6 protein-coding genes are annotated in these 17,395 nt (G+C 43.9%); 3 read left to right on the forward strand and 3 right to left on the reverse strand.

Annotated features, from left to right (window positions below; all coding sequences use genetic code 11):
- Positions 1-64 precede the first annotated feature (64 nt).
- From QUB06_RS25600 to QUB06_RS25610, 3 genes are all read right to left on the reverse strand, one after another.
- Positions 65-5,260: a PAS domain S-box protein gene (locus QUB06_RS25600; RefSeq protein ID WP_333437672.1), complete on the reverse strand. Its 5,196-nt coding sequence runs from the start codon at positions 5,258-5,260 to the stop codon at positions 65-67.
- Between the two features lie 408 nt (positions 5,261-5,668).
- Complete coding sequence (locus tag QUB06_RS25605; protein WP_333437673.1) at positions 5,669-6,961, reverse strand: ATP-binding protein; 1,293 nt, start codon at positions 6,959-6,961, stop codon at positions 5,669-5,671.
- Between the two features lie 182 nt (positions 6,962-7,143).
- Positions 7,144-9,462, reverse strand: coding sequence for a tetratricopeptide repeat protein (locus QUB06_RS25610; protein ID WP_333437674.1), 2,319 nt, complete (start codon positions 9,460-9,462; stop codon positions 7,144-7,146).
- A 160-nt stretch (positions 9,463-9,622) separates the two neighbouring features.
- Between QUB06_RS25610 and QUB06_RS25615 the strand changes: the two genes are divergently transcribed.
- The 3 genes from QUB06_RS25615 to QUB06_RS25625 all read left to right on the forward strand — a co-directional run bounded on the left by QUB06_RS25615 (position 9,623) and on the right by QUB06_RS25625 (position 17,205).
- Positions 9,623-12,169: a glycosyltransferase gene (locus QUB06_RS25615; protein WP_333437675.1), complete on the forward strand. Its 2,547-nt coding sequence runs from the start codon at positions 9,623-9,625 to the stop codon at positions 12,167-12,169.
- A 127-nt stretch (positions 12,170-12,296) separates the two neighbouring features.
- Positions 12,297-15,803: a glycosyltransferase gene (locus tag QUB06_RS25620; RefSeq protein ID WP_333437676.1), complete on the forward strand. Its 3,507-nt coding sequence runs from the start codon at positions 12,297-12,299 to the stop codon at positions 15,801-15,803.
- 73 nt (positions 15,804-15,876) lie between these two features.
- The gene (locus QUB06_RS25625; RefSeq protein WP_333437677.1) at positions 15,877-17,205 is read left to right on the forward strand and encodes a GH39 family glycosyl hydrolase; all 1,329 of its coding nucleotides are present in this window, start codon (positions 15,877-15,879) and stop codon (positions 17,203-17,205) included.
- Positions 17,206-17,395 lie beyond the last annotated feature (190 nt).

The following is a 17,395-nucleotide window of genomic DNA, read 5'->3' on the forward strand; positions in this document are numbered from 1 at the left end:
GCGGTAAGTTGCTCCACATCTAAATTATATGTATCCAGCCAAGCTCTCAACCATGATAGTCATACTATTTTCCCTCGATATATTGCTTTAAAGTATTCCGAATTTGTTTGAGCTGAAATCCCTTAGCAAGTTGGCGCAGCTTAGAGACCAACGGCACTAATTTTTTATCTAAACTCTCCAGCTTAGCACTCTCCTCAAAAATTTCTTCAATGTCGCCCATAGCTGCGAGTTTCAAAAGTTTTGCTACTGACTCAGAAGCCGCAGGTAACAGAGAAGAATAAGCAGGAAAATCAGAGGCGGGTGACAAACTGGGAGTTTTGCGCTTTTTGTTTTCCGAAGATTCCCCATAAATCCATTCTAGTCCCAAATGCACGCGCAACTGTTCCAAAAAGTGATTTGCTTCGATCGGTTTGGGAAGAAAATCATCGTACCCTGCGAGGATGCTATCTTGCTGCGTAGCCTCGAAAACGCTAGCTGACATAGCGATTAACACAACATCTTTTACTTCCGGCAACTGCCGCAGTTTTCTGGCACTTTCTAAGCCATCCATTACAGGCATCCGCAAGTCCATTAAAATCACATCCGGTTGAAATTCAACTGTTTTGCAGAGGCATTCTTGACCGTTTTTCGCCTCTGCAACCTCAAATCCCAAACGCCGCAGCAGCCTGCACAACAAATCGCGATCCAGTTGATTATCATCCACGATTAGCACTTTCCGTTTGTTGCCAATAAAACCGACAAGCCAGCGTTTTTCCTGCAAAGGAGACACCTCCAAGTACCGTTTAGCTGCTGGTAATTCTAAATCTATCCAAAAAGTGCTGCCTTTTCCCAAAGTGCTGTGGACGCGAATTTCGGCACCCATTAGTTTCGCTAATTTCTGGCTAATCGAGAGTCCGAGACCTGTACCTTCAACAAATGTATTGCCTCCTACTTGGTGGAAAGGCAAAAATATTTCTTCTAACTTGCTTTGGTCTATGCCCGTGCCGGTATCCTCGACTTGAAAGCGGATTTTTAAAGCGTGTTTGGCTGCGATCGCATTGTGGGCGAAGCGCATATAATTTTCTTTCAGTTCCGAACTCAAAGTCGAGAACTCATAATTTTCTCCTTGCCCTCGACTCCAGGCCCCGGTGCCGACATAGCCGACTTTGAAAGTCACACCGCCACTGTTAGTAAATTTAACGGCATTGCTGAGTAAATTTATGAGAATTTGGCGCAATCTTTTTGGATCGACACGAACGCAGCTAGGCAGGGGAGAGACTTGTTCGTAATTGAATAAAATTTCTTTTTGAGAGGCCCGCATCTGAAAGAGATCGGCAATGTTTTTGAGAAAATTTATAAAATTTAACTCTTCCGGGTAGAGTTCCATTTTTCTAGCTTCAATTTTGGAAAGATCTAAAACATCGTCGATTAACATCAGCAGGTGTTGACCGCACTGTTGAATATTGCTGAGACTTTCTTGGTGATCTGAGCTTAAGTCTTTGTCGGTTTTGAGGATTTGAGTGTAACCTAAAACGCCGTTTAAAGGCGTGCGTAGTTCGTGGCTCATATTGGCAAGAAATTCGCTTTTGGCGCGGTTGGCGCTTTCTGCGGCTAATGCAGCTTGTTGGAGGGCAGATTCTGCAAGTTTGCGCTCGACAATTTCCGTTTGTGCTTGTTGAAATAGCGTGGATTGCTGGATCGCGATCGCCAATTGCACGCACAATTGCCGGAGGGATTCTATTTCTGAGGCATCCCAGGGACGGGGGCCTCTGCAATCCTGGGCGATCAGCAGTCCCCAGAGCTGATTTTCTGCGGTCTGTTGGGTCTGGGAAATGCTTTCTCGTGCTTGTAAAATCGGCACTATTAAGTTAGCTTTTACTTCAATTCCTTCGAGAAATTTCATGTGGCATTCCGTCAAATTTTCCTGGTAAATATCTGCCATTGATCTAATACAGCCTTGCTGATAAACATCAACAAATTTCTCTCTAAAACAGCCATCAATATTGTTAAGATTTAACAGCGAAATTCTATTTTGGGCTACGGATTCGACAACTACCCGACCGCTCCAGTCAGGATTAAAGCGGTAAATAACTGTGCGGTCTGTTTGCAAAAATTGCCGCACTTCTTCGACAGCAGTTGTCAGGACTTCTTCTAAATTTAGGGAAGAGCGAATGCGATCGAGCATGGCAACTACCAGCCGTTCTCGCCTTAATTGCTGCTGCAGTGCCATCTCCGCTTTTTTGCGGTCGGTGATGTCGGTAATTACTCCCACTAACCCGATTAAATGACCAGTTTCATCTTTAATGGCGTCGGCACGAAATAAAGTTGTTACCAGTTCGTTGTTTTTAGTTTGGATTTTGAGCTCGCCTTGCCAAGATTTGCCTTTACGGATCGTTTTAAACATTTCTAGCAGCACTTTAGTTTGGGGGTAAATTGCTGTTAATCCGCCTGCTGTGTTTAGTTCTTCTGCGGTGTAGCCGTACTGTTGAACAAAGGCTTGATTGTGGTAGAGCGATCGCCCTGTCAAGTCAGCAATGCCGATCGCATCGCTGGTGCTTTCCACCGCTTGAGTAACTCGCAGCAAATCTAATTCTGCTTTTTTGCGATCGCTAATATCAGTAATAGTGCCGATATAGCCTTTAATTTCCTGCTTGTCTCCGATTTCTGCAATTGCCTGACCTATCACCCAAATTACACGACCGTCTGGACGCTGAAAGCGGTATTCTGATTTAAAAGGAATTTTCTCAATAATTGCTCGATGCCATTCATTTTTCACCCGCTCCACATCATCGGGATGTATGGCATTCATCCAGCCAATTTCTGCTGCTAATTCGGCGTTTAATCCCGTAATTTCGCTCCACCGTTTATTGACATAAAGACAATTTCCCAAGGTGTCGGTGTGAAATATGCAAACTGGCGATGCTTCTGCTAAAGTTTGGTACCGGCGCTGGCTCGATCGCAGGGCTGATTCTACCTGTTTTCTATTAGTTATATCGCGGACTATAGAAATGATTTCGCCACCGACCAGCATTGTCAGCGACAATTCTTGAGGGAACTTAGTACCGTCCCGGCGCTGACCGGTAGCTTCTATATTGCAGTACCCTTTTTGGAGGAGCCTCGGCATTATTTGTAGTTCAAAAAATAGATTTTCTGCTTTGCTGTAGAGCATTTCCCATTTCTTACCATACAGTTCGCTAGGGCTAGCCAAGCCGTACATTTTGAGATAAGCGTCGTTGGAATAAATACATTGTTTATTATTATTAAAAATGGCGATTCCGTCATAAGCAGCGGCCATTGCTACTGCTTGTCGCTGGAGTTGGGACTCTGCTTGTTTACGAGAGGTAATGTCGTGACCGACTGAGTAGATTAAACCTTCTTCGCTAAATGGCGATGCCGTCCACAGGAAGTATTTGTAAGAACCGTCTTTGCAGATGTAGCGGTTTTCAAAGGAGATACTGGACGTACCCGCTATTAGTTTTGCTCCTTCGGCTGCGGTGGCTTTTCGATCGTCTGGATGAACAAATTCGATCATTGGCTTGGCAAACAATTCACTAATACTGTAGCCTAAAGCTGTTGACCAAGCTGGGTTTAAACGTTTAAAATAACCGTCAAAACCTACAATACAAAGCAAGTCTAAGGAGATGGTAAAAAAACGATCGCGCTCTGTTTGTGCCTGCTTTAATTCAGTGATATCCATCACTAAACCGTCCCAGATAATATCGCCTTCGCTGCCAGATTTGCTTTCATTAGTGAGCCTTTCTGGTCTCGCAGCTCCTTGCAGCCACTTAACTTTTCCAGATGGCAAAGTCTGTCGCCACTGCTGCTGCCAAGGTTCCAGCGTAGTAGCTGAAATTGCCATCGATGCTTTTAAATCTAAGAGGTCGTCTGGGTGAATTCCATTGGAAATTAGTTCCGCATTTTCCTCTATGGCTTCGGCCTCTAATTCGTAGAGTTGCCGGCTGCCTGAAGAGATGTAGGGGAAAGACATTTTTCCATTGGCTGACCTTCGTAATTGATAAATTGTTCCCGGCAGGTTAGCTACCAATTTTTGAAAGCGAGCTTCGCTTTGTTCCAGGGCTTTTTGTTGCTGTCTGTATTCGGTAAAATCTCTAATTGTACCCACTATTACTTTACTGCCGTCTGCTATTTTGAAGACGCTTTTTTTTGTAGAAATTATGTGTTCTTTCCCTGCCGAGTCTGTGAATTGTTCTTCGGTTTCCCAGCAGATACCCGTTGTCAATACTTCTTCATCTTTTGTCCAAAAAACAGCAGCTTCTGATTGGGGAAAAAAGTCATAATCTGATTTGCCGATCAGTTCTTGGCGCGATTTGCCGACCAACTGACAAAAAGCATCATTTAATATCATCCAGCGGTGTTGCTCGTCTTTGACAAAAATTGGGTCGGGCGTAGCATTTATGGTGTGGTTTAAAAATTCTTCTGACGCTTTCAGTTTGGCTTCGTAGCGGTAGCGATCGCTCACGTCCAACACTACTTCGATTATCCGGTCGATAGACCCGTCCATGCGGCGGATGCAGCGCCGGGAAACTCGCGTGTGAACTATTTCGCCGTTTTTTCTGAGCCACTTTTTGTCTAAGATGTAACCGTCGAGCCTACCTGCTAACATCTGAGAAAATTTTTCACAATGAGCCTCCAAATCCTCTGGATGAGTCAACTCTAGCCAATTCTTTTGCACGAGTTCGTAGCGCTCATACCCCAGCAAATTGCACAGGGCATCGTTAACTTCTATCCAGGGGCAATTTAGAGGAATTTCGCTGTCAATAATTGGAGCGATGATGGCAATGCCGATCAGGGAATTTTCCACCACCGAGCGATATTTTTCTTCACTTTTTCGCAAAGCATCTTGACTGTTCTGGCGTTCTATGGCGTAACGGAGCGATCGAATTAACAGTTCGCTGTCGATTTTTCTTTTTACCAAATAATCCTGTACGCCGACCGAAATCAACCGCAGGGCAAGTTCTTCGTCGTTTTGGGCGGTCAGAACTACGATCGGCACATTTACCCCGTACTCTTGTATTCGAGCCACCGTCTCGATTCCCAGACTATCTGGCAGTGAAAGGTCTAATAAAATTATGTCAAAAGTTTCTTGATTCAATCGCTGCAGCGCTTCGCTAAGGCGCTCTACTTTCGTCAGCACTATACGCTGCGCGCCGCCAATTTCTGACAGCAAATCTTCAATCAGCTCAGCTTCTTGAGGGTTGTCTTCTACTAACAGAACTTTAAAGCAGATAGGAGGCAAAGCTAAGTTAAAAACTGCTTTCATAATATTTATACTCAAGAAAATGTTAAACTCACTTGAATTTTACCTGGTATTTTCATGGCAGTCATTCAATTGCACCTACACATACATCGACCGTCAGATTGGGGGGTAAGCAAGCGCTACAAAAATTATGTTTAATAATTAAAATTCTATCACCCACTAACTAGACTGTCAACGGAAAACAATTTTTATTCTAACTGGTCATTTATACCATTTAAAAAAAGAATGCAACTGTAGTCCCTCTCCCCACCCCGATAGTCACAGTCCTTCCCAATTATTCAGGGCTTTCATCTACACTATTAAATAGTATTAACTTCTATATTTTACCTTCTAGGTTAGGAGTTAAAGTTTATAAAATAATAAAATTTACCTACTTTATAGCTTATAGCATTTGCCGAAAGTAGGTCTCGATTAAGCGAGGGTAAAGTAAAAAGTTGAACCTTGCTCCGGTTCCGATTCCACCCAGATAGATCCGCCGTGAAGTTCCACAATTTTTTGACAAATTGCTAAACCAATACCTGTCCCAGAATATTCTCTTTGAGTGTGCAAGCGCTGGAAAATTTGAAATATGCGTGTTTGATGCTGCGGAGCAATACCAATTCCATTATCTGAGACAGAAATTAACCACTTTTCCTCCTGTTTGCAAGCGGTAATATGAACCACAGGCGGTGCATCGTGGCGATATTTAATCGCATTGCTGACTAAATTTTGAAAGAGCTGTACAAGTTGAGAAATATCCCCCATTACCGTGGGTAATTCGCTGTAGGTGACAACGGCTTTAGTCTCGCGGATCGCCCCTTGCAGGTTCGCGAGTGCTTGCTCGACTGCATGATTGCAATCTGTCAGTTGAAAAGGTTTCCGACTCCTGCCAACGCGCGAATATTCGAGTAAATCGTCAATTAAAGTTTGCATTCGGGTGCAGCCCTGAACGATATTGCCGATAAACTTACTACCTTGGCTGTCGAGTTGGTCTTTGTAGCGTTTTTCTAAAAGTTGAGCGTAACTAGCAATGGTTGCTAAAGGCGCTTGCAAGTCATGAGAAGCCACATAAGCAAATTGTTCTAGTTCCGCATTTGAACGCGCCAATTCTTGGTTAGATTTTAATAGAGCCGATTCGGCGCGCTGGCGGTGGGATATCTCTTGTTGGAGTACCAAATTTTGCTCTTGCAGAGCTTTTTCAACGGCGCAACGGGTGCTGATTTCTTGTTGCAAAATTTGGTTTTTTTCCTGAAGAGTTTTTTCGACTGCTAAGCGGCTCGTGATTTCTTCTTGCAGCAGCATATTTTGTTCTTTTAGCTGCTTTTGTAAATTCCGCAGGCTGAGGTGACTTTCGATGCGGGCAAGCACTTCTTCAAACTGAAATGGCTTGCTGATATAGTCAACACCTCCCACAGCAAATGCGTTTACTTTGTCGAAAACTTCATCTTTAGCGCTGATAAAAATTACCGGGATTTCGCGAGTTTTAGATTCTAATTTCAAATGCTGACAAACTTCGTAACCGTTCATTTCCGGCATCATTATGTCGAGCAAAATCAAATCGGGTGGATTAGAATTGCAGGCTCTCAAAGCCATTTTTCCGTTAATCACGCAGCGGGGGGTGTACCCCCTCTGACTCAACATCGTAGACAACAGACGCAGGTTTTCTGCTGTATCGTCTACTACTAAAATGTTTCCTAACGGCGTCCCTGGTTGCTGATTGTTCATTGATTATTTCCCAGTTCCTGTTTTCTTCACAAAAAAGGTTGGCAGCTATTTTATTTAAGACTTACGGAAAACACCCGGTTTCTAGTAGGAATATCGAGAAAGAAAACGAGGAACCCGCTCATAAACCGGGTGTTTAGCCGTTTGTGTACAAGCAAGTCCTGTTATTGTTCGTTTACCAATCCTCAAATCCCCAGCAGCAGAGTCAGAGCATTATTGTTCCAAGTCAATCCTTTGTCTAAAACTTTAAATCCCGCGACTTTGCACATAGCTTCTAAAGCTGTAGCTGTAGGCAGCCACCAGCACGCCGCAAAATTGTCCATGTCAAAAACGGCTTTTTCAGTTATCCCTATAAGTGCGTTGTTGTTGATGTATGGCTGCCAGTAAGCCGTTAAAATAGCTCGTTCAGCGTCGTCCAAAGCTGGAATAAACATTACTCCAGAAGGGGGAAGTTCATAGCGTCCTAACTCATTCTCTATAACTTCTTGGGTAATAGCTGAAGTGAAAATTAAATGCTCGCGAGTTATCTGACGCAAGGCAACTAAAATCTGCAACGGATGGGGGTGATGGTACAAAACTCCTGCACAGTGAACTACGTCGTAAGGCTCGCCAATGTCTGCAAGCTGAATCTGAGTGATATCTTGATTGATACAGTGATAATTAGCAATATTTAAACTTGTCATGCGATCGTGAAAATCTTGCCACCAGTGCATGGATGCCGGCATGGCATCAATCATTGTCAGAGAAACTGCACCGTATTTGCTAGCTACAGATACTTTTTCGCTGACAGTTCCCCACAAGCCACCGACTTCTGCAAAAGTCTTGCCTTTGGCGACTCGGGCGATATAGCGATCGCGAATATCCTTAGCTTCTAACTCTAATAATAGAGTAGATTCCCCTGTTTGACGCTGTTTTTCTAAAATCTCCTCTAATTTTTGGGAGATTTCTGGATCTTTGGGTCGAATTTCTAATGCCATCAAGTACAACATTATGGCTTCGTTACGCCGATCGCTCTCAGCAAACTTTTGGGCGATTTCGCAGTAAAATTCAGGGGCGTGCTGCGGCTGCCTTTGGTGGTGATAGTAGCTAGTTGCTACATCTGAATCTACCGGAGTTCTTTTAATTAGAGCCTGACCTAACTTTATGTAAATTTTAGGGAGGGACGGCTCGATTTGAAGCGCACAAAGGTAGGCGGAAACAGCATCGTTCCATGCGTGATTTCCACTCAAAGCATCGCCTAAATTGTAATAAGACCAAGAAATAGTGGGATTAAGTTCAATAGCACGTTGGTAAGCCGTAGCTGCGGCTTTCCACTGTTGGGTTTTTAACAGCGCTGCTCCTAAATTGTGGTAAGTCCAAGAGAATTCTGGATTGAGTGCGATCGCCCGCCGATAAGCGAGTGTTGCGGCTTCAAACTTTTGAAGTTTAACTAAAGTCAAAGCTAAGTTATAATGAGACCAAAATAAATCCGCATTTAGTGCGATCGCCCGTTCGTATGCAGCCTCAGCTTCTGACCATTTTTCTAGTTTAAAAAGAGCATCCCCTAACTGGTGAAAAGCTGAGAAAAAATTCGGATCTAATTCAGTAGCGCGCTGGTAAGCTGCGGCGGATTCAGACCATTCTTCTAATCGATCGCAAGCTGCACCGATGCTGTAGTAAGACCAAGAATAATCCGGGTTAATTTCAACAGCCGTGCGATAGGCGATCGCAGCTTCTTGCCATTTTTCTAACTTGAGCAGCACGCTGCCTAAGTTGTAGTAGGACAAAAAAGAATTGGGATTTAAATCAATACTTTTTCGGTAGGCAGCCTCCGCTTCGCGCCAGAGTTCCTTAGCTTGCAAAACATTGCCTAATTTGTAATGAAAATCCGAAATCTCCGGCTGGAGTTGAATAGCTTTGCGGTAGTTAATAATAGCTTCGTCCCACTGCTTTAGCTCGCTAGCAGCTTCTGCTATTTTGCAATAAGCTTCGCAAAAGCTCGGGTTTAAATAAATGGTGCGGTGGTAACAAACTAGCGCTTTTTCTGCCTTCTTTTGGGCAAGGAAAGTATTACCTAAATCGAGATATTCTTCTGCTATTTCTATTGGTTCTACGATGAGTGCTTGATACCAACAGTTTGCCGCTTCCTCAGCTTGACCGACTTGGGTAAATATCCGGCTCAAATTACGGTAAAATCCTGCAAAGTTTGGTTGCAGGGAGATGGCTTTTTGGTAACAGGCGATCGCCTCTTGCCACTGTTCCAATGTAGCGCAGAGAGTGCCGAGGTTAGCAAAAGCTTCGGCAAAATCGGGTTGCAGGGCGATCGCAACTTTATACCAATACCTTGCGTCTTCTAGTTTACCCTGAGCTTGCAGCGCCTTTCCCAAGGTCTTGCAAGTCTCTGCTGAATTGGGTTCAGATGCCAAAACTTGTTGGCAAAGTGCGATCGCCCGATCGAAGTTCCCTGTAGCCAAATAAATTTCTGCCTGCTGCTGGAAATTCACTTGCACTGTTTCTGAATTCATTTTTTATTTTCCTTTTGAGTAATCATTCCATGTAAAATTATATGTTACACTTTGCCAAAGTTCAAGTTTTTGTAAGTAGAGCTACCGAACAGAGAATAATGCTGAATGTCCGCGACATTAATATAAACTAGATAATCATAGGTTAACAGCGAGCTAAATAATGTCAACACATACTCAAACACCGCAAGTAAGCGTAATTATACCTGTATATAATGGATCTCGCTACATCGTACAAGCGGTGGAGAGCGCCCTATGTCAAACTTTTACTAATTTGGAGATTATAGTTGTAGACGATGGTTCGACAGATCGCACGCAGGAAGTATTGCAGCCTTATTTTGACAGAATTCGCTACATATATCAGGAAAATAAAGGAGTAGCAGCCGCCAGAAATATTGCTTGCCAACTAGCACAAGGGGAGTTTTTAGCCTTTCTAGATGCCGATGACTATTTCCGGCCATCCAAGCTAGAGAAACAACTAGCTTGCTTTGACGCTGACCCCACCTTAGATATGGTGCAAACAGGTTGGGTGATCGTCGATGAAACCGGGCGAGAGATTTCTGCTGTCAAGCCTTGGCAGCAAGCGTCTAAATTAGATTTAGAAAGCTTTATTCTATATAAATGCGTGCGACCGAGTGCGATGATGCTGCGCCGAAAGTGGTGGGAAAAATTGGGCGGTTTCGATTCTCAGTTTCCCCTAGCAGAAGATTTAGACTTTGCCTTGCGTTTAGCTTTAAAAGGGTGCAAAGCAGTTTGGTTAGAAGAGACACTTACCTGTTATCGCCAGCACAATTCTAATCTCATGTCAAGCGGTTTTCGCGTAATGAAGAATATAGAAATTGTGATGAAAAAATTCTTCGCTCGACCCGATTTGCCTCAGTCAATCCGGCAGTTAAAAAACCCAGAACGCTATCAATGCTTAAAGTGGCTGGCATGGCGGATGTATCGCGACGGTCATCTAACAGAGATGGCCCAGTGTTTAGAAGAGTCATTGCAATATACGCATTTTTCGCCCACAAAAACAGTTTTGAATTGGCTAGAAAGTTTTCAGATGGCTTCGGAAGAATATGGTGAAAATTTTGACGCTTATTCGCTGAGTAACTTAGCCCAATGGCAAGAGATAATTTTGATGGTGATGACTAATCCACCCCAATCTCAACAAAGTTCTATTCCCACGCCTTCAAAAGCGCAAGCCCACATTCTACTCTACAACACTGACGATCCGGGCGTGGGAGGCTTAGCGCAGTACAATCATGCCATTCTTTGCCAGTTAGCCCTATTAGGCTATCGAGTCACCTGCGTGCAAACCCAACATTCTAGCCCCTTGCTTGAGCGAGAACGAGAGTTAGGTATAGAGCATTTGTGGCTGGATTTTAGCGGTCATAAAGATTTACAGCGGGTGTTAAGAAATACTCAGGATGCACGAGAGCTTTTTGCTAGCAATCAACCGGATATGATTATTTTTAGCGATGGTTGGCCATTTTCCAATTTTGCAGCTAAACAGGTAGTTATAGAAATGGGAATACCATACATGATGGTGATCGGGTTAGTTATACCAGAACACGCAACTTTTTCCTGCGGGGATGTAGTGCCTTATGTAGAAGGAGTGCTCTACCACGGCCTGCAAGCTAGAGCGGTGGTTGTTGGGGCTTACGAACATTTGAATGTATTGTGCCAACATTTCAAGTTGCCAAAAGAGCGAGGACAAGTGATTTACTTGGGGCGTTCTCCCAAATATTTTGCACCTCCTAATGCTGCGGCTCGTCAACGCCTGCGACAAGAAATAGATATTCCTGAAGATGCGATTGTCTGTTTCACATCTGCTCGATTGGCATCGATTAAAGGGCATCGATATCAGATCGAAGCAATCAAGCAGTTGCAGCAGTCTCCGGTGTGGTCTAAACTGTATTTTGTGTGGGCAGGAACGGGTGAGGGAAGCGCTGACAATGTAGAAATAGAATTGAGGGAAACTATTAAAGAGTTAGGGGTGAGCGATCGCGTGAAGGCGATCGGACAGCGCTGGGATATCCTAGATTGGCTGGATGCTAGCGACATATTCATTTTGACTTCTGTGGCAGATGCAGCGCCTTCCCTTGCAGTCATGGAAGCGATGGCTAAGGGATTGCCGGTAGTGGCAACGGCTGTGGGCGGCATTCCTGAAGGGCTTGGCGATACTGGGAAATTGTTGCCCGATCCGAATACCGATCCAGAGGGAACCGCGAGGGAATTGGCGAAAACTGTAGAATCTTGGGCGATGAATCCAGAATTGCGACATCAAATCGGTCAAGGTTGCAAGCAGCGGGCCGAGAAAGTGTTTAAAGAGGAACGGATGTTGGCAGAGTCGATTGAGGCGATCGAAAAAGCTTTAGTTTGCGATGATAACCAAACAGATCAATTTGTTACTCAAAAAGAGGTTCAGAGGTCAATAACGAAGATAGAAAGCCGGGTGCATTACAGCTCTTTAGTGTGGAATGCTTGGCAGGCTTACTGTCAAGAAGATCTAATAAAAATGCAGAAGTCGCTTCTAGAATCTTTGAAGTACACACCTTTTTTGACTACAGAAACGCTATTAAACTGGGTAGAATATTTTGGCAATTTTTCGTCAGCTCAAGGGCAGTATTTAGATACATATTCTCTAATTAACTCACCAGAATGGCAACAATTAGTAGAGGAAGTACAGGGAATTGAATCTGTATTTTATGCACGCTAAAATCCCAGATTTACCTTAAAAATTCGGATTGTTATCAGCAGTAAAATTGCATCTGCCTTCTGCCTGACATCCGTTACATCCCTTACAGAACCAGTTGCCGAACCCTCCCTTATCACCGATAAAACTCATGTCAATGCCAAATTCGACACCGCGAGTAAGTGTAATTATTCCAGCATATAATGGCTCTCGCTACATCGCACAAGCGGTAGAAAGCGTCATCAACCAAACCTATAAAAACTGGGAAATTATCGTTATAGACGACGGCTCAACCGACGACACCCGCCAAGCATTGCAGCCTTATGTTGAAAAAATTCGCTATGTCTATCAGGAAAACCAAGGAGTAGCTGCCGCGAGAAACCGAGGAATTCAGGAATCCCGAGGTGAATTAATTGCTTTTTTAGATCAAGATGACTTTTTATTGTCCGATAAGTTAGCTGGACAAGTTGCGTTATTTGACGCTCAGCCATCATTAGGAATTGTTAATAGTGGCTGGCGAATGGTTAAAGAGCAAGGCGAAAGTATTTTCGATGTCAAACCCTGGGAATACTTGCCTCAGCTAGACTTAAAAACCTGGATTGTTTATCTGCCACTACTTCCCAGTGCGATGATGTTTTCGCGGCAGTGGCTGGAACGAGTCGGTGGCTTTGATTCTCAGTATGATTCAGTAGATGATGCCGACTTAATCTTGCGTTTAGCACTATCTGGTTGCGAAGCTGCTTGGTTGCCTCAAGTGACAGTATGCTACCGCCAGCACGGGCAAAATGTGTCCATCCAGAGAGCGCTAAAACAGGCAAACCTTTGTATTAAATTAAAGCAAAATTTCTTCAGTAGAGCCGACTTGCCAGAGGACATCCGCCAATTAGAAAAGCTTGCTTTTTATGAGGCTCTGACATGGATGGCGTGGCAACTTTACTACAGCGGCTATCCGGCAGAAATGACTGACTATTTGCAAAAATCTTTAGATTATACCCCGTACTCCCTGACAGCAACTATAGCAGATTGGGTAAAGCGCATCACTGAAATTGCTAAGACCTACGGTTGCAACATAGATGCCATTTCTCTCAGACAATTACCAGAATGGAAACAATTAATGGCTAGTATTATTACTCCCCAAAAATCGCGCGTCAGTGTCATCATCCCGGCTTACAACTGCGAGCGCTACATTGTCCGATCCGTAGAAAGTGTTCTGGAACAGACTTATCAAAACTGGGAAATTATCGTCGTAGACGACGGCTCAACTGACAACACTCGCCAAGTTTTATCACCTTACCTCGATTTAATTCAATACATCTATCAAGATAACCAAGGAGCAGCAATTGCTCGCAATCGTGCTTGTAAGTTAGCCAAAGGCGAATTTTTAGCTTTTTTAGATGCTGACGACTTCTTCTTACCAGAAAAACTCGAAAAACAAGTAGCTTGCTTTGACGCTGACCCCACATTAGATATGGTGCAAACAGGTTGGGTTATTGTTGGCAAAAACGACGAAGGCATTTATGGAGTAAAGCCTTGGGAAGAAGAACCAAAATTAGATTTAGAAGCCTTTGTTTTCTACAAATCAGTGCGGCCCAGCGCCATGATGCTGCGGCGAGAGTGGTGGGAACGCTTGGGGGGTTTCGATCATCGCTTGCCGCCAACCGAAGATTTAGATTTTGTGCTACGTTTAGGTTTAAAAGGCTGCAAGTCAGTTTGGTTAAAAGAGATATTAACCTGCTATCGTCAGCACGACAGCAATATCATGTCTAACGGCTCCAAATTAATGAAAAATACCGAAATTTTGATGGAGCAATTTTTCGCTCGACCAGATTTGCCTCCGCACATCCGTGACTTGAAACGCGCGGAACGTTACAAGTGTTTCGTATGGATAGCATGGCGGATGTACCGCGACGGATATTTGCCAGAAATGGTCGAAAGTCTAGAAAAATCTCTGCATTACACTCGTTTGACAGGTACTGAAACTGTTTTTAATTGGTTGGAAACTTTTAAGGGAGTTTCGGAACAGTACGGCTACCACTTTGATGCCTATGCTTTAACCAATTTACAGGAATGGCAAGACATAGTGGCGATCGCAGCTAACAATCCTTATCAGTTCCAATCGACCCCCAGTTCGACTTCTCGGCAGCCAAGACAGCACGTACTCCTGTACACAGAAGACTCAGGAGTCGGCGGTTTGGCTCAGTTTAACCACTCGCTGATGTGTAAATTAGCTGCCGATGGCTACCGAGTTACCAGCGTTCAAAGTCAAGCTTCTAACCCTTTAATTACCGAACAAAAACAGCTAGGTATCGAACATATTTGGCTAGAGTTCGACACGATGAAAGAGTTTTTGCGAATAGCTTACAATTTGGATGATGCTCAAAAGATTTACGCCCAGGATCGACCGGATTTAATTATATTTAGTGACGGCTGGCCGATGGCTAACTTTGCAGCTAAACAAGTTGCGATCGAGCAAAATATACCGTACATAATCAGTCTCGGTTATATCAATCGCAATTATGAAACCTTCGATCGCGGCGATCAAATTCCCTATTTCGATGCAGTTGCCTACCAGTACATTGTAGCCAAAGCAGCAGTAGCAGTTTCCCACGAAAATTTAAACTTGTTCCAAAGTCTATTTAAAGCACGTCTCAAACGGGGAAAAGTAATCTATTATGGCAGACCAAATAGTTATTTTGAGCCGCCGAATCTTTCCACTCGCCAACGCCTGCGTCAAGAACAAGGAATCCCCGAAGATGCTGTTGTTTGTTTCACGGCGGCGAGATTGACTCCAATTAAAGGATATCAGTATCAATTGCAGGCGATCGCCCAATTAAAAAATCGTCCCATTTGGCCCCAAATTTACTTTGTTTGGGCCGGGCCTGGGTCTACTACTCACGACAATCTGGAACCTGAATTAAGAGCAACTGTGAGCAAATTGGGAGTAGAAGAACAGGTTAAATTCTTAGGACAGCGCTGGGATATTGCCGATTGGCTCGACGCCAGCGACATCTTTATTTTATCTTCCCAAGCAGAGGGAATGCCACTAGCAATTATGGAAGCAATGGCGAAAGGATTGCCCGTAATTGCCACAGCAGTCAGCGGGATTCCTGAAGAATTGGGAGATACAGGAAAGTTGCTCCCCGATCCTACAATCGACCCAGAAGGAACAGTAAAAGAGTTAGTAGAAACGGTGGAAATATGGGCAGACAATCCAGAATCGCGTAGACTTGCAGGACAAGCGTGCAAAGCGCGAGCCCAAGAACTATTCAAAGAAGAACGGATGCTTCGGGAATATGGAGAAATAATTGAACAGGCATTTATAAGTGACGATGAGATCGACAGTTTCTCTATTAGTCCGAAACTCAAAAAGCAGGTACAGCAAGTGGATAGCCTGCTGAAATACTATTATTTAGTGTGGAAAGCTTGGGAGGCTTACGATCGGGGAGATATGTCCGAGATGGTGAATAATTTGCAATCAGCTTGGGCCTGCACGCCTTATTTTACCACAGAAACTATCTTTGATTGGGTGAAAAATTTTGGTATTTTCGCTGCGGAAAAAGGAGTTAATTTCGATAGCAACGAGCTGATCAACTCCCGATCGTGGCAACAAGTGATAGAATCAATACAGGGTTTTGAAGTGTTTTCATCGGTTCGTTAAAACTGAGCTATTGTAGCATTCTTAGGAACGGGCTCTCCGGCCCATTCCACAAAACATCAACCAAAGAAAAGATATGCAATTTACATTCAAGTTCCCACGTATTAATAAACTGCTGCCAATTTGTTTAGCTATTGTCACTGTTCTGTTAATAGCCTATTTGGGACAGCCAAGAGCGATCGCCCAACTGCGATCGAACGTTACAGTAGATTTTGGACAGCCAGCCACCGGTACAATTTCCATGAGTGGCATCCTGCACGGAATCGACACCACAAAACCGCCGGATAGTTCTATCAAACCCTTGCAGCCCAAACTTTGGCGGGCCGGGAGACTCGATATTTACGATCGCATAATCGCCAGCGGAGCCGAGTTTCAGTTAGTAGTTAGCGACTTGTGGGGCTACGGTAGCAATCCCAATGGCTGGCCCTATCAAAACTACCCCGCGTGGGAAGCATTCATCCGACAGTTAGCCCAGCAAAATAAAGGCAAGAAAATTATTTGGGATGTATGGAATGAGCCAGATTGGAAAGATCCATTTTGGAAGGGAAGCAGAGAACAATTCTTTGAAACTTACAAAAGAGCTTACAAAATCTTGCGGGAAGAATTGGGGCCGTCAGCAATGATTGGCGGGCCGAGCCTCGGCCACTACAGCAAAGAATATCTCGCGGCTTTTTTGGATTACTGCAAGGCTAACAAACTTGAAGTTAATTTCCTCTCATGGCACGAACTTAACGACGCGATGATTTTATTTGTTGACGATCACGTAATTGAGGCTAAACGCAATTTTCAGCAAAGTCCTTCTTACAAGGAACTGAAATTGCAAAAAATTTACGTCAACGAAATTGTCGGGAACTTAGCGCAGTACCAGCCGGGGGAAATATTAGGTTATTTGTATAACTTAGAGTATGCAAAAGCTGACGGTGCTTGCAGAGCTTGTTGGGATACTCAAGGGCCAAATAAAGTTAGCAATTGCTTCAACAATACGCTGAGTGGGATGGTCACGCCTAATACTTTTGAGCCAAGAGCAGCTTGGTGGACTTACAAAGCTTATGCTGACGGAGTTAATTCGCGGGTGCGGAGTTGGTCAAATAACAATCGCCTTGTCGCTTTAGCCAGCAAGTCAAATCCAGAAGGTAAAGCACAGATACTTTTAGGTTATTTCGATCCCAATTTTTCCTCAGCAACAACGGTAAGATTAACCCTCGGCAATTTGGAGCAGCTAGGTATTCAAAGAGGTCAGAAAATCAATCTAAAATTAGAAAAAATTCCCAACAATCAAGAAGGAGCAGTGCCACAGCTTGTCACCGTTAAAGAAGAAAGTTTTTCGGTGGGTAGCGGCAGCTTGGCTTATGTTATCCCTAATTTCAACGTCCACGAAGGCTACTTATTGACGGTTAGCAAGTGAGCTAGCTATCCTCTTGAATTGTGGACAAGTTGTAGGGACACGACGGCGCCCATTTGTGTCAACAAACACGTTAAACCGATAGTCCGACAGGGGTTGAAACCCCTGCCTCAAAGCCTTGTCATTACCAACATATTTTAAAGTGGAACTGAGGTGTATTAGAGTCAGAGTATGAAATTGAGTAATTTCACAG

The organism is Microcoleus sp. D2_18a_D3 (assembly GCF_036702455.1).
Lineage (GTDB): Bacteria > Cyanobacteriota > Cyanobacteriia > Cyanobacteriales > Microcoleaceae > Microcoleus.

Excerpts from the sequence above, each read along its gene's own strand:
- QUB06_RS25600 (WP_333437672.1), bottom strand. The coding sequence starts at position 5,260 with ATGAAAGCAGTTTTTAACTTAGCTTTGCCTCCTATCTGCTTTAAAGTT.
- QUB06_RS25605 (WP_333437673.1), bottom strand. The coding sequence starts at position 6,961 with ATGAACAATCAGCAACCAGGGACGCCGTTAGGAAACATTTTAGTAGTA.
- QUB06_RS25610 (WP_333437674.1), bottom strand. The coding sequence starts at position 9,462 with ATGAATTCAGAAACAGTGCAAGTGAATTTCCAGCAGCAGGCAGAAATT.
- QUB06_RS25615 (WP_333437675.1), top strand. The coding sequence starts at position 9,623 with ATGTCAACACATACTCAAACACCGCAAGTAAGCGTAATTATACCTGTA.
- QUB06_RS25620 (WP_333437676.1), top strand. The coding sequence starts at position 12,297 with ATGTCAATGCCAAATTCGACACCGCGAGTAAGTGTAATTATTCCAGCA.
- QUB06_RS25625 (WP_333437677.1), top strand. The coding sequence starts at position 15,877 with ATGCAATTTACATTCAAGTTCCCACGTATTAATAAACTGCTGCCAATT.